The organism is Pseudomonas sp. KH_021 (assembly GCF_057838865.1).
Genome location: NZ_JBYQOU010000002.1, coordinates 260381 through 275232 on the forward strand (window position 1 = coordinate 260381; position 14852 = coordinate 275232).

8 protein-coding genes and 4 pseudogenes are annotated in these 14852 nt (G+C 56.3%); 1 reads left to right on the forward strand and 11 read right to left on the reverse strand.

Annotation, left to right across the window (positions count from 1 at the left end; all coding sequences use genetic code 11):
- Positions 1-14: 14 nt before the first annotated feature.
- Positions 15-1397, forward strand: a pseudogene (tnpC, locus tag AC3IX4_RS30055) (IS66 family transposase); the annotation flags it as partial.
- Between the two features lie 319 nt (positions 1398-1716).
- Here the strand turns inward: tnpC (AC3IX4_RS30055) and tnpC (AC3IX4_RS30060) are convergent.
- From tnpC (AC3IX4_RS30060) to AC3IX4_RS30110, 11 genes and pseudogenes are all read right to left on the reverse strand, one after another.
- A pseudogene (gene tnpC, locus AC3IX4_RS30060) lies at positions 1717-3014 on the reverse strand (IS66 family transposase); the annotation flags it as partial.
- Between the two features lie 37 nt (positions 3015-3051).
- Positions 3052-3396 carry an IS66 family insertion sequence element accessory protein TnpB gene (gene tnpB, locus AC3IX4_RS30065; RefSeq protein ID WP_489261447.1) on the reverse strand — a complete coding sequence of 115 codons (345 nt, stop codon included), beginning with the start codon at positions 3394-3396 and terminating at the stop codon, positions 3052-3054.
- The gene (locus tag AC3IX4_RS30070; protein WP_489261448.1) at positions 3393-3548 is read right to left on the reverse strand and encodes a hypothetical protein; all 156 of its coding nucleotides are present in this window, start codon (positions 3546-3548) and stop codon (positions 3393-3395) included. The genes tnpB and AC3IX4_RS30070 overlap by 4 nt, the downstream gene beginning before the upstream one ends.
- A 994-nt stretch (positions 3549-4542) precedes the next feature.
- Positions 4543-4875: a DUF2790 domain-containing protein gene (locus tag AC3IX4_RS30075; RefSeq protein WP_010465912.1), complete on the reverse strand. Its 333-nt coding sequence runs from the start codon at positions 4873-4875 to the stop codon at positions 4543-4545.
- 181 nt (positions 4876-5056) lie between these two features.
- Positions 5057-5713: pseudogene (locus AC3IX4_RS30080) on the reverse strand (group II intron maturase-specific domain-containing protein); the annotation flags it as partial.
- The gene (locus tag AC3IX4_RS30085) at positions 5655-7379 is read right to left on the reverse strand and encodes a recombinase family protein (RefSeq protein WP_489261449.1); all 1725 of its coding nucleotides are present in this window, start codon (positions 7377-7379) and stop codon (positions 5655-5657) included. The gene AC3IX4_RS30085 and the pseudogene AC3IX4_RS30080, both read right to left, overlap by 59 nt.
- A 185-nt stretch (positions 7380-7564) precedes the next feature.
- Positions 7565-8242, reverse strand: a pseudogene (locus AC3IX4_RS30090) (reverse transcriptase domain-containing protein); the annotation flags it as partial.
- A gap of 430 nt (positions 8243-8672) precedes the next feature.
- Entirely contained in the window at positions 8673-8873 is a 201-nt protein-coding gene (locus AC3IX4_RS30095) for a co-regulatory protein PtrA N-terminal domain-containing protein (protein ID WP_010465926.1), read from the reverse strand.
- 142 nt (positions 8874-9015) lie between these two features.
- Positions 9016-12183, reverse strand: a complete 3168-nt coding sequence (locus AC3IX4_RS30100; protein WP_102599686.1) for a CusA/CzcA family heavy metal efflux RND transporter — start codon at positions 12181-12183, stop codon at positions 9016-9018.
- 26 nt (positions 12184-12209) lie between these two features.
- Entirely contained in the window at positions 12210-13442 is a 1233-nt protein-coding gene (locus AC3IX4_RS30105; protein ID WP_489261450.1) for an efflux RND transporter periplasmic adaptor subunit, read from the reverse strand.
- An 87-nt stretch (positions 13443-13529) separates the two neighbouring features.
- On the reverse strand, positions 13530-14816 hold the full coding sequence (locus tag AC3IX4_RS30110) for a TolC family protein (RefSeq protein WP_489261659.1): 1287 nt from the start codon (positions 14814-14816) through the stop codon (positions 13530-13532).
- Positions 14817-14852 lie beyond the last annotated feature (36 nt).

Sequence of the window (14852 nt, forward strand, 5' to 3'; positions counted from 1 at the left end):
GTATAATCTAGGGCATGCCATCCATGCCCGACGACCTTCCCGATGACCCAGTGCTTCTCAAGCAAATGCTGCTTGATACGTATGAAGCTTTCGCTCGCGAGCAGGAAGTTAAGCAGGCCTACGAAACTCACATCGTTGATTTGAAAGAACAGATCAAGCTGTTACGCGACCGTATATTCGGTCGTAAATCCGAGCAGACGGTTGAGCCCAACACGCCGCAACTGGCCCTGTTCAACGAGCCTGAAAGCGAGCCAATGCCCGCCGTCGAGGATGCCGATGAAGAAGTCGTTGCTCCAGCTCCGCGCCGTGGCAAACGCAAGCCACTAACGGCTGATCTGCCGCGTATCGAAGTCATCCACGAACTGCCCGAACACGAACTGACCTGTGCCTGCGGTTGCCGCAAACACGCCATCGGCGAAGAAACCAGCGAGCAGCTGGACATCGTGCCGATGCAGATCCGGGTGATCAAACACATCCGCAAAGTCTACGGTTGCCGCGGTTGTGAAACGGCTCCGGTCACCGCCGACAAACCTGCTCAATTGATCGAAAAGAGCATGGCCAGTCCGAGCGTGTTGGCGATGCTGTTGACCACCAAATACGTCGATGGCCTGCCGCTGCATCGTTTCGAGACGGTGTTGAGCCGGCACGGTATCGATATCCCGCGTCAGACCCTCGCCCGCTGGATTATCCAGTGCGGGGAGCACTTGCAACCGCTGCTGAATCTGATGCGCGATCGGTTGCTGGAAAGCCCGGTCATCCACTGTGATGAAACCCGCGTCCAGGTACTTAAAGAGCCTGATCGAGACCCGACCAGCCAATCCTGGATGTGGGTGCAGGCCAGTGGGCCACCGGATCGAAAAGTCGTGCTGTTCGACTACACCTCCAGCCGTGCGCAGGACGTGCCGTTGCGCCTGCTGGAAAGTTATCGCGGCTACGTGATGACCGACGATTACGCGGGATATAACGCACTGGCGTTGCAACCGGGTGTTGAGCGGCTGGCGTGCATGGCCCATGCGCGGCGCAAGTTCGTCGACGCGCAAAAAGTACAGCCCAAGGGTAAGACGGGACGTGCCGATATCGCGCTGACAATGATCAACAAGCTGTATGGCATCGAGCGTGAATTCAAGGACGCCAGCGATGAACAGCGTTTTACTGGTCGTCAGGAAAAGAGCCTACCGATCCTGACCCAGTTGAAAGGCTGGCTGGAAAAAACGCAGCCGCAGGTGACACCGCAAAGCGTCCTGGGCAAGGCCGTTAATTATCTGGCCAGCAACTGGAGTCGCCTGGAACGTTATGTGGAGGCCGGTTTTTTACCGATCGACAACAACCCGGCGGAGCGTGCAATAAAACCGTTTGTGATCGGGCGCAATTATCTGCAGTCGGAAATTATGTCGGGTATGCAGCAGTGGTGGCGGCGCGCCTGGCTGCCCACCACTGCCGACTTTGCATAATTTCAGAGACTTTCCAGAAACTTCAGCAGGGCGTCAGTCGGCGCTGATAGCGCGTGCGCTTGAATTCGGGTGGGCCGATGGTGGCAAGCGCATGTTCCTTTATGGCCAGATTGGCTTCAACATAACCGTGGGTGGTGACTGGACTCTACAGGAAACCACCGAAAATTATGGCGTGTCCGAAACGCGCCAGTAGACCCGTAAAGCAGGCGGACTATGCGATCACAAAACCGGGCACGGGCGAACTGAGCATAATTTCCGACTGCGGATAATTGCGGCCCAGCGCGACGGCGCGCAGGGCCCGCTCGGCGGCGTTGTTGTCGATTTCGATTCGGCCGTCATCGCAGAAGCGCGTTAAAGCCTGCCACCGGTTGAGGGCATAGAGGATTGCACCGCCCAATGTCGACTTTTTCGACAACTGAGTCAGCGTCTGGTTAAGCCACGCGTGCAGGTGCTCCAGAAGCGGACTGGCCCGACTTTGCCGAACCGTTTTTCTCTGATTAGGCGGTTATCCTCGGATCTCGCTTTCGATGGCATACAGGGCCGCAATCCATTGCAGCGCCTCGCCAGCAAGTGGTGAAGCCTGGTCTTTGTAGACATCGTAAAACTTGCGGCGGGCGTGAGCCCAGCAGGCGGCTTCCTGAATAGTGCCTGTCGCATACAGCTGAGCAAAACCGGCGTAGCCGTCAGCCTGCAAGATGCCGCTGAAGCGCTTGAGATGAGCGCGGGGATGCTGGCCTTTGCGATCCGGCGAGTAGGCAAACCAGACCGCCGCCGGTGTCGAGTCACCGGCAGGCCGGTCGTCCCGCACGTACGTCCACAGGCGAGCCGTTTTGGTCTTGCCGTTGCCCGGCGCAAGTACGCCAATCGGTGTGTCGTCGGCATGGACTTTATGGCCGCTCATGACATGGCGCTCAGGGCGCTGTTCAGCGGTCGCAGTAATTGACTGCTCTGGCCGACCCAGTCGGCCAGGGTTGAGCGCTCCAGCTCCACGCCCTCACGGGCGTAGATTTCGGATTGCCGATACAGCGGCAAATGGTCAACAAACTTGGAGACCAGCACGTGGGCCAGTAGCCCAGGGCCTGCAAGGCCTCGGGCTATCGGGTGACTCGGTGCCGGCACCTGAGCGATGTGCTCACAGCAGCGGCAGACCAGCTTGGGGCGGACATGGCGAATCACCTTAAAACGCGCCGGCACATATTCCAGCACTTCGGCCACGTCCTCACCCAAATGGCGAAGTTTCCCACCGCAACCAGAACATTGTGATTCGGGCTGATGGACGTGCGTTTCGCGAGGCAGGTGTTCAGGTAATGGCTTGCGCCGAGAGACAGGGCGAGTTGGCGGTTCGGTTGGCGGCGTCAGTTCAGTCTGGCTGACTTGCAACTCTTCAAGACTCAGTTGGAGCTGATCGATCATGGCGTCCAGTTGTTCGGAGCTGCGACCGAACTGCATACGACGCAGCTTGGCGATCATCATTTTCAAGCGCTCAATCTCTGCCCGCTGGGCAGAGACCAGAGCCTTCGAGGCTTGAAGATCATTCGGCAAGGAGTCGGTCGCGAGAGTCATGACCGAATGTTACTGGGGATTTTTTCAGCGTGGCAAGTCAGATCGCGAGAACGGGTGCTGTACGAATTGGCCTGCGCCAATCAAAGCCTTCCAACAGCATCGACAACTGCGCAGTCGTCAGCGACACACTGCCGCTGGTTGCTTGCGGCCAGACAAAGCGTCCTTGTTCCAACCGTTTGCAAAACAGGCACAACCCGTCGCCATCCCACCACAGCAATTTGATCCGATCACCGCGCCGTCCGCGAAAAGCAAAGATCTGACCCGAGAAAGGATCGGCTTCCAGTTGAGTCTGCACCAATGCCGCCAACCCATCGAAGCCACGGCGCATGTCCGTGACACCAGCGGCGATCCAGATACGGGTTCCAGCGGGAGGAGCAATCATCGCAGCAACTGCTGCAAGATGACTTCCAGGGTCGGCAGATCAGGCGTGCCAATGATGCGCAGCTTGGCTTTGCCAAGCTCAACCACGATCTCGGAATAAGATACAGGCTGTGACTGGAGGGTTTGCGGTACATCCTTGGAAGTCTCAGTCACCTGGACAGGCAAAAGCGTAGCACTCTGGCTGATCGGGCCGAACAAGCCCTCTTGATATTGCTGCCGCCAGCGAAAGACCAGGTGGCATTGGCGTCATGTTCGCGAGAGATCAACGACACGGAGGTGCCAGACTGGAACGTGGCTTCGACAACTTTGCGTTTGAACTCTGGCGGGAAGTTGGGGCGGTGACCCGGTCGACGGGCTGGGGCAATGATATCCAAGATAGTGTCCACTAAAAAATGATGGACGCTATTTTTGCTGATTTTGGAGGCTCTCAGGAGTGGGTACTGGCCGGACGGTTACGCCTGTCCATCAGGGTGGCTGCAATATCACATACGACGTGATTGATCTTACAGATGGCCGTTTCGAAGAGAGGAAAGCAATTCTGGAACCCCTCATTGATACGGTCATGGCAGCCCTGAATCTGGCCCGTCGCTAGAGTCCGAAAGTCTTCGCGTACGATTTTTTCCGAATTCTGTAGGCTCCCCTCGCACAGGCCAACAAAAATGCCCGGATTGCCTGGGCGCTGTTGGCCCATGACCGCAGATTCCGACCCGGCTACACCCCTGACGTCGCAGGGGTATAGCCGGGTCGGTGGAGTCAGGCGATGATGCGTTAGAAGGAGTACTTCCAAGGTTGCCTAGGCAATCATGACGTGATGGCAAGACAGGTCGGACCGGGATCGGGTAACTCTGCCCTCTCACAGGCGCTTCGAGCGCGTGGTGGTGATAAGAGCCCGATCAGCGAATTTCATCAGGGACAGAGGCAGAGCCTCACAAAAAGTCCGGATGTATGGCTGCAATCTCAACCCCGCCTGTGTCGGCACGAATTGAAAGCTCGGCAAACTGGGGGCGTCGATGTACGTGAGAGGACGGCGGATGTAAATCCGCCTCCTACTCGATCCGGTCAAAACTCGAGGACAAAAAAACGCCCGACAACTTTAAGTGACGAGGTGAATCGAGTGTTATGAACCCCTCTGACAGCAGCGTAGCTGCTAGCCGCCTCGTTGACGACACTCTCCCGCGACAGTGTACTTAACCGTATTTAGCTGCCCTTCTGAATCTTCATAGGTCATTGCGGCGGGCACTACTGCACAGACTTTCGCAGGCCGCACCACACTAATCACCTTTACAACATCCAACGCCATCCCGTACTCGTATTGCTTCGCCACAGGGGCGTTTTTTCCCTGGCTAATGGCATACTGCTCCATAGCTTTAGCATTAGCAGCCATCATCATTTCAAAGGCCTTGTCTCCACCACCTTCCGCCAATATGCTTGATGAAGTCGCCAGAATCCCAGCGAAGGTGATAACCTTTAAAAAATTCATATCCAATACCTCCTAGAGTTACAACAAAGGATATCAACCAGAGCATTGCGATGGCATGGCGCTAGGATTACGAATATGTAATAAAGCAGCTAAATCGGCATAGGGGGCGGCCTTCATAGGCCGCTCCCCTGCCACACCACCCGGCATGCGGGTCCGCACCGGGCGGTTCGAGAGATTGAGGTTATGAGAGTAGCACCAGACCCAGCCTGTCGAACCACGCCACATCCAGCACTCGATTGAGCTCAAAGCGGCTGTTACGCCACCAACTATAAGAGTTAGCTTCCACTTTCCGGGCCGTTTGGCTGCTGGCTCCCAACGCTCTCAGCTCGCGGTAAATCGTCGGACCGCGCCTCCATTGTTTAAGCTGGATTGCCCGCAATCGGTGTCGCATCCATTCGTCCAGCCCTCGCCAGACTTTCGGCGTTTGCGACAACCCAAAGTAAGTTTTCCAGCCCAAAAGATAAGGGCGTAGACTCTCGACAACTTGTCGCAGACTGCGACCGCCTGAGCGACGGGTGAGTTCGCGTATCCGTTGCTTGAACTGCTTGCGCGCCTTGACCGCTACTGTTCTTTTGACGCCTTGTGGAGAGGCCCAGAAAGAGTATCCAAGAAACTTGCGACCCAATGCACTCGCCACCGCACTCTTGCTCTCGTTGACGCTCAAGTGCAGCTTTTCATACAGACGCTTCAGCAAAGCCATCACCCGCTGCCCCGCCCTTCGGCTGCGAACATATACATTCGCATCGTCGGCATAACGCACGAAACAGTGGCCTCGACGTTCAAGCTCCCGATCCACTTCGTCCAGCAGCACATTCGCCAGCAACGGCGACAGTACGCCGCGTACGATCTTGCATACTTTTTTCTCTGGTGCCTGAGCCAGTCGACGTCTCGCTGGCGTTGAACCCCGGATCCGGATCAACCCGGAACACCACCAAAATTTCGTCCTTATGAATTTCGACACGTTTGACCAGGCCGCGGATGATCTCGCGTTTCGTGACGAAATCCACAGCACCCAATCGGTCATGGACCGCAGCGGCAAACTCTTCGAGACGATTAATGACGAGAAACAGCTCGCGTTGACCCACCTGATGACGCCGTGACTCCTGAATCTGCTGATCAAGCTGTTCCAGACGGCTCTTCAAGTTTCGCATCTTTGGATCAAAGTCCATTTTGTCGATCATACCCTCGGCATAACTATCGATGAGCCGCGACTTGCCTTTCTCGAGTTGCAGTCGTTGTCGTTCCAGTGCGGCAGTATCAGGGGCTGTTTTTTCTTTTTCTTCGAGGATTCCCAGCCGACGTTCATATTCATTCTTCAGTCTTCCAGGATGGGCGAGCAGCTCAATAACCTGCTGCCACACCAGTTCACCAAGACGATCCGTTCGTATTTGCTGATTATCACAGACGCGTTCGCCACCAAAGCGGTAGGCATCGGTTCCAATGCAACGATAATAGGCATAGTTCCGACGTTGGCCTTTGGCCGCTGCCTTGCTGACTTTTTTACCGTAATAGGCGTAGTGACAATGGCCGCAAACGGTCAAGCCCTGAAGCAGGTAAACTGCACCATGACCGCGCTGACGAGCCGATTTGCGATTTTCGGCAAGCTGTTCCTGAACCGACTGAAATAACCCTTCGCTGACGATTGCCGGTACGGATATCTCGACCCACTGACTTGGATCCGTACGTACGGTTGAATACCCCTTCCTGGGCACCTCCGCACTGTGGCGTTGTGCGCGTATCCGAGGTAAACGATCACGCGCCTGTGTTTTACCGAAAGCAGCTCGTCCCATGTACGCTGGATTTTGTAATAACCCCCACACGGTACTGCGATCCCAATACGGTTTACCTGAAGCGGTGACGGTGCCAGTAGCACCAAGACGCCGCACCACTTCGCCAATGCTCAGTCGCTCCATCCCAATCCATTGAAAGATGGCTCTGACCGTCGCCGCTTGCGCCAAGTCGATAACGTACTGTGCGGGTGCGCCATCAAGTTGCTTACGAATGTAGCGATAACCGTACGGCGCAGTCGACAGCACATTGATGCTGCCGCGTCTGGCTCCATGAAGCTTGCCGCGACGATGGCGCTCCATGATTTTGGCCCGTTCATACTCCGCAATCATGCCCTGCATCTGCAGCAGCAACGACTCCTCCGGCGTCACGCCAATGGCATGATTGAGGAACACAACCTGCACGCCACACGCCAATAGCTCTTCCATCAGCAATGCCTGATGAGCATATTTTCGCGACAGCCGGTCTGGGGATAAGACATAGAGACGATCCACCAAGCCGAGTGCTGCGCGGTCTCTGAGCCGCTCCAGTTGTGGACGAATCAGCGTCGCGCCGCTGACGCCAGCGTCGACAAAGCGCATGTCCTCAGCAACCTGGACACCATCGGCCACGATCCGTTCTGTCAACGCAGCAATCTGGCTTTCAATCGTGCCGCGTTTAGCCTGTTGATCAGAGGATACCCTCGCATAGAACGCCACCATCACAGCCTGGCTCATTGCTCACCTCGCTTGGCAGCACGATGTTTTTTGACAGAGGGTTGAGATTGTGGCGATTCTGAAGAAACCCGCGTTTCTGTCTGCCTTATTGGTGGCCGGATGGCCGTGGAATGGGTGGCCGGATCATCGTGGAATCAGAGGCCGGATGTTCATGGAATGGGTGGCCGGATGCCCGTGGAATCCGCAACCACGCCATTGATCAGCGTCCCCGCATCCAGATACGCCCGAATCAGCCGGATAACCGCCCGATCCGCAATCCGCTGCGTAAACGGCCCATCAAAATATCGTGGTCGACCCGGTCGAAGAACTTCTCCAGATCAACATCCACCACCACTTTGCGCCCCGAGGACACGTGGCGCTGAGCCGCTAGAACGGCATCCTGCGCACAACGTCCCGGACGAAAGCCGTAGCTGTGTTCACTGAAAGTCGGATCGAGTAATGGCTGCAAGACTTGCAGCAAGGCTTGCTGGATCAAACGATCGGTGACCGTCGGAATGCCCAACTCGCGCTGACCGCCGTCAGGTTTGGGAATGACCACTCGCTGTACCGGACTGGGCCGGTAGACACCCGAAAGAAGCTGTTCACGAATCGCCGCCCATTGGCTCAGGAGATGTTCGGCGGTCTGTTCAATATCCAGACCAACGACTCCCACTGCACCTTTATTGGCTTTGACCCGTTTCCACGCCCGTTTCAGGTTTTCTCTCGCAAAGGCCCGTTCCAGCAACCCTTGCCCTGCGTTGTCGGATTCATCTTGCGGGCGATTGACCTCGTCGCTGTTGGGACTTCTCACGGCTTCACCGCTCGTTATCTCCATCCGCCCTGCGTTTGGCAGGCATCTGACTTCCGGTCGTTCGTATCAACATGGCCTATGACGCTTTCTCTCGTTCGGCCCTTCGTCAAAAAGAAGACTACTACGGCCTCTGCTGACTTCTCGCTCCGGCTGACGCCGTCGCCCTTTCAGGCACAAGGCGAGATCTCCCCAGGTAAGAACGCAATCCTTCACCACACAACCGCCGGATTTACGCTGCCTGACTCTTGACCACAAGAGCTTCGCGGTTTGTTGCCCGCTCGCCCTGATCGGCATCGCCTTGTATCCGGTTCTTGTCCATCGGCTCGCGGTTTCGATTCACGCTTCCTCCCCACACTCGGTCGCCCTCATGCAGTTGCGCTTCGCTTCGTTCGCTGTGGTCAGCTCACGGCGGGACTTTCACCCACAAGATTGCGCCCATGCTGGGCGCACAACAAAAAACTCGCCACCGATTCTCGATAACGAGCTTTTTATCATCGATACTACTATCTGTCTTTAGTCGTCTTATCATTAGCATCACCTGACACCACCGGGGCCTTCTTCCCTTCTCTCGCTACATACTTCTCCATTGCCAGATCCTTCGCCGCCATCATCTTCTCAAAAGTTCTATCCCCCCCGCCTTCCGCCAAAGCGAACGAAGAAAGGACCAAAGCGCCTGCGAGAAGAAATATTTGAGTAAGTTTCATTCTGACACCTCATATAGATAACGCTAGTAGGGTATCAATCCGAACCTGTCATCATGGTGGCGCTCAGATTACATATCCGTAATTATTACTAGTATAAAAACTCGCTACTGAATATCAGCAGCGGGCTTTAAAACCAAAAGAACTATTCGGTTGTTGTGTTTTCTTCTCCTGCTTCATCCTCATCTCGACGGTGCGCCCAGTGATATAGCGCAGGCAGTATTAACAGGGTCAACGCAGTTGAGGACAGGATGCCCCCGATCACAACGGTAGCCAGTGGTCGTTGGACCTCTGCCCCGGTACCGGTGGCCAGAGCCATAGGAATAAAGCCAAGGGAGGCCACCAGAGCCGTCATCAACACTGGGCGTAGCCGTGTTAGGGCTCCCTCATTGATTGCAGAGCCCAACGAATGCCCCTCCTCTCGAAGATTGCGGATGAAAGCGATCATCACCAAACCGTTCAGCACCGCCACTCCCGACAAAGCAATAAAACCAACACCCGCCGAGATCGACAGCGGAATATCACGTAGCCACAAAGCCATGACTCCACCCGTCAATGCGAATGGAATCCCGGTGAACACCAACAGACCGTCCTTGAGATTGTTGAACATCATGAACAGTAGGGCGAATACCAGAAGCAGAGCCACCGGGACTACGATCTGTAGGCGTTTGGCCGCTGATTGGAGTTGCTCGAACTGCCCACCCCAGTTGATCCAATAACCGGCCGGTATCTGCACCTCTTGATCAATGGCGCTGCTGGCTTCCTGTACAAACGAGCCGATATCTCGTCCACGCACGTTGGCGCTGACGATCACCAGACGCTTTCCGTTCTCACGACTGACCTGGTTCGGCCCCAGCACCAGATCGAGAGTTGCCACTTCTGAAAGGGCAATGAAACCAATCTGATCGTCATTGCCGTTGAGCAGCGCCGGCACTGGAATCAGCAGTGTGGACAATTCCTCGAGATCCTTGCGCATGGCGTCGGATAAACGCACCACCATGTCAAAGCGGCGGTCTCCTTCATACATCGTGCCGGCTTGGCGGCCACCGACCGCCACCGCAATGGTGTCTTGTACATCGCCAACGTTCAGGCCGTAACGAGCAGCTTTGTCACGGTCGATGTTGATGGTCAGTACCGGCAACCCCGTCGTTTGCTCAACCTTGACCTCGGAGGCGCCATTGATCTTCTGCATGGACGCGGCAATTTTCGCGGCGGTGCTGTTCAGCACCGCCATGTCATCACCAAAGACCTTGACCGCCACATCACTGCGCACGCCTGAAATCAACTCGTTAAAACGTAGTTGAATAGGCTGGGAAAGCTCATAGTTGCTACCGGGCATAGCGGCCGCAGCTTTCTGGATCTCGGCAATCAACGTCTCCCGGGATTTATCCGGATCAGGCCATTGATCCTTCGGCTTGAGCATCACATAACTATCAGAGATGTTCGGTGGCATTGGATCGGAGGCAATCTCTGCGGTACCGGTACGAGCGAACATCCGCTCGACTTCAGGCACTTTTGCCAACACAAGCTTTTCCAGACGCTGCTGCATTTCTACCGATTGCGTCAGACTGGTACCCGGTACGCGCAATGCTTGCAGGGCAAAATCCCCTTCGCTGAGGCTCGGCACAAACTCACTGCCCATTCGACTGGCGACGACCCCGCATCCCGCAATGACGCCCAGTGCCATGGCGAATGCCAGCGATCGATGGCTCATGACCCAATCCAGTGCGGGTGCATACGCCCGTCGCGCCCCTCGCATGACCGCGTTCTCCTCTTCCTTCACCTTGCCAGTCACAAACATGGCAATCGCCGCAGGAACAAAGGTAACGGACAGCAGCATGGCGCCCAACAAGGCGATCACGACGGTAAACGCCATGGGATGGAACATTTTCCCTTCGACGCCGGTCAGGGCAAAAATCGGCAGATACACGACCATGATGATCAACTGACCGAAAATCAGCGGGCGGCGGGCTTCCTTGGCTGCGGCAAACACTTCATGCATGCGTTCGGAGCGTGTGAGGATACGGCCATGATGCTGTTGAGCATGAGCCAGACGCCGGATTGCGTTCTCGACAATCACCACCGCACCGTCAACGATGATGCCGAAGTCCAGCGCGCCAAGACTCATCAAGTTAGCGCTGACTTTGTTGGTGAACATGCCGGTGAATGTGAATAGCATAGCGAGCGGGATCACCATAGCAGTGATCAGCGCCGCGCGAATGTTGCCCAAGAACAGGAACAGAATCGCGATCACCAGGATCGCACCTTCAATCAAGTTCTTCTTGACCGTGGCAATCGCCTTGTCCACCAAATTGGTACGATCATAGACGGTGACCGCCGCCACCCCTTTAGGCAGCGAACGATTGATTTGCTCCAGCTTGAGAGCAACATCCTGAGACACGGTTCGGCTGTTCTCACCGATCAACATGAACACCGTACCGAGCACGACTTCACGACCGTTCTCGGTAGCCGCACCCGTGCGCATTTCACGGCCGATATCCACGGTCGCAACGTTCTTAATGCGAATAGGAGTGCCGTCGACGTTGGCCATCACGATATTGGCGATGTCGTCGGTGGTCGCTACTTGGCCGGGCGCACGAATCAGTAACTGTTCGCCGCTATGTTCGATGTAACCGGCACCGACGTTGGCGTTATTCCTCTCCAGCGCTGTCACGAGGTCAGTCAGCGTCAGCTTGTAAGCCGCCAGACGTTTTGGATCGGGCGCAATCTGGTACTCCTTGGCGAACCCGCCAATGGTGTTGATTTCGGCGACGCCGGGAACGTTGCGTAACTGAGGTTTGATAATCCAGTCCTGGATCACTCTCAGGTCCGTCGGCGTATAGGGACTACCGTCTTCCTTGACGGCACCTTCTTCGGCCTCGACCGTCCACAGGAAAATCTCACCCAGGCCGGTAGAGATCGGCCCCATGACGGCTTCCACGCCCTCGGGCAGTTGTTCCTTGGCCACCTGCAATCGCTCATTGACCAATTGCCTGGCGAAGAACAGGTCGGTGCCTTCCTTGAAGATCACCGTGACTTGCGACAGGCCCGAGCGTGAGAGCGAACGCGTCTGCTCAAGAGCGGGCAGGCCGGCCATGGCGGTTTCGATGGGGAAAGTGATGCGCTGCTCGGTCTCCAGCGGTGAGAAACCTGCGGCACCCGTGTTGATTTGCACCTGGACGTTGGTGATGTCGGGTACGGCATCGATCGGCAGCTTCTGGTAGCTGGCGATGCCGAGGCCAGCCATGAGTAGAACCGCGAGCAGCACGATGATGCGTTGCTCGATGGCAAATTGGATCAGGCGTTCGAACATGAGAACCTTCTCGTGGAAATGGCGGATCAGTGGGCGTGTTCAGCCGAGGCTTTACCCAGCTCTGATTTCAGAATGAAGCTGCCGGCAGCAGCGACTTGAACACCGGGCTCCAGGCCCTCTGTGATCTCGACCAGCCCCGCCGCACGGCTGCCTATTTCCACCGGCTGCGCCTTAAACCCGTCATCAGTTCGAACGAAAACAGTTGGCTTATCCTCGACCGTCTGGATTGCGGCTTCTGGCACTGCGACTTTCGCTTGCCGGGTATCGGTGTCAACCAGCACGGTCACGAACAGCCCGGGACGCCAAGCGCCTTGCGGATTGGCCAAGGTCACACGGACCGTGGCGGTACGGGTCTGCTCGCCCAACAAACTTCCGACGTAGGCCACGGTTCCCGTGACTTCGGCGTTCAACTCAGGGGCACTGACCGTGACTGCCTTGCCCACCAGCACCTTGTTCAAATCCTTGGGGGAAACGCCGAAAGTTACCCACACACGCGACAAATCCGAGAGGGTGAAGGCATTGGTGGTTTCGCTGACAACCTCACCGAGGCCCAAGTGTTTCTCGACCACGACGCCGTCGAACGGCGCACGCAGCTCATACCGGTTGCCACCGCTGGCCACCGAGCTGCCACTGAGTACACTGATTTTTTGACGGGCATTGCTGAGGGCGATTTCAGCTTCTTGCAGAGCCTGACGGGCTTGAAGGAAATCTTGTTCGGCAGAGATTTTGTCCTGCCATAACTGCCGCTCACGCTCGTAGGTGGTGCGCGCCAACTCCAGACGACGTTGCGCTGCGGCTTGCTCGCTACGCTGGTCAGATATTTGTTGGCTGGCGATCACGGCCAATAGCTGACCTTTTTTTACGGGTTGGCCGAGATTGACATGGACCGACTCGACGACACCGGGTACCCGGGGCACCACATGTGCAGTGCGGTCTTCATCGAAACGGACTTCTCCAGGAAAGGGCAATGTGAGGCTGATGCTCTGTGCCTTCGCTTCGACCAACTGAATACCGGCCGAGTTGATCTGCTCGTCGCTCAGTGTCAGATGACCTTCTTCTGCCTCGCCTTCGGCATGCTCGCCTTCAGCTGACTCCTTTGCAGCACCCTCGTTGCCATGATCGTCGTGATCGTCGTGGCCCTGTTCTTCTTGCGCCTGAGCCCCAGTGGATGGTGCCGAGGAGCTACCCATCCAGAGGGAACCGATTCCAATGCCCACCGTCAGGGTCAGTGCGGTGACAAGGATTAGTTTTTTATCCATGGAGACTCCCTGCGCAGCTCAGTTGGCAGCCACGAAACACCGTGGCACCGCAACACTGAGCAGCGGCGAAAAAAAGTTATTAGAAATTCAAGGGGCACGAGTGAGCTGGTCGACATCACCAAAAATTCGCTCGATGCGCACCCAGGCGTCTGTCGCCTCTGCAATGGCCTGGATGTATTGGGTGCGTGCGCTGATCAAGGTGCGCTGAGCATCGAGCACGTCCAGGAAATTGAACTTGCCCATTTCAAAACCCCGCGTAGCGGTGTCGACGGCACTTTGCGCGGCAGGCAGGATGGTTTGATTGAACGAGGCGACTTCAGTGTTCGCGGTCATCCACTGATCCAGAGCGGTCTGGATTTCTGTGCGCAGGCGTAACTCACTGGCATTGCGAAGGTCGCGGGCCTGATCAGTTCGGCGGGCGGCTGCCAGTACATTGCCCTGGTTACGGTTGAACAACGGAAGGGGCATCGACAGCCCCACGACATTCACCCGCTCGCGTTCCCGTTCATCGTATTGGCTGCCCACACTCACGGTGAGGTCCGGAATACGCTGAGCTTTCTCCAGGCCAAGGGAGGCTTCACGCTGATCGATTTTCAGCTTTGCCAACCGTAGTTCTGCGGTTTCACCGATGCGATTAAGCAGCAGTGAAGGTTCCGGAACCGTTGGCATCGACCGGCCTGAATCACCCACAGACGCGAATGCAGGCAACGGTGCCCCCATGACCTGAGCGAGTTGCTGATAGGCACGGGCCTCATCCCGCTCGGCTCGCCTCAATTCCAGGCGCACCTCAGACAGCTGGACCTCTGCTCGCGTACCTTCCACGGGAGATGACTTACCACTATCGATACGCCCCCGAGCAACACGCAATCCTCGCTCGGCGAGCTCAAGGGACTGACGTGCCAACAGCAACCTTTGCTGCGCCGTCGATGAGCTGTAAAACGCCTGGATGACATCGGCACGCAAAACATTACGTTTGCGCTCCAGTTCAATTCCAGCCGCATCCTGGGCTCGGGTGGCAACGTCGATCCTGGCCCCACGCTTGCCACCGAGTTCAATCGGCTGGTTGATCATAACCGTCGTAGTCCGCGAGTTTCGTCGAGTATCTTCAGCCTCCCAGGACAGCTCGGGGTTAGGAATCAAGCCCGCTTGTTGTCGATCTCCTTGAGCGATACCAATTTCCCACTGTGCTGCCGCCAAGTCGGGATTGTTCGTAAAAGCCGTTTCCAGCGCTTGATCTATGGTTAGCGTCCGCGAAGACGAAACTGCGGCAAAACAGGTGCCTGCCAGTGAGAACACACCACTTAAGCCTACTACCAATAAGGCCTTTTTTATGCTCAAGGGTGCAGTTAACTTTCTATGCCGACGCAATTTCATAATTCCTTTCACGCTAATATTCTCTATGCATAAATG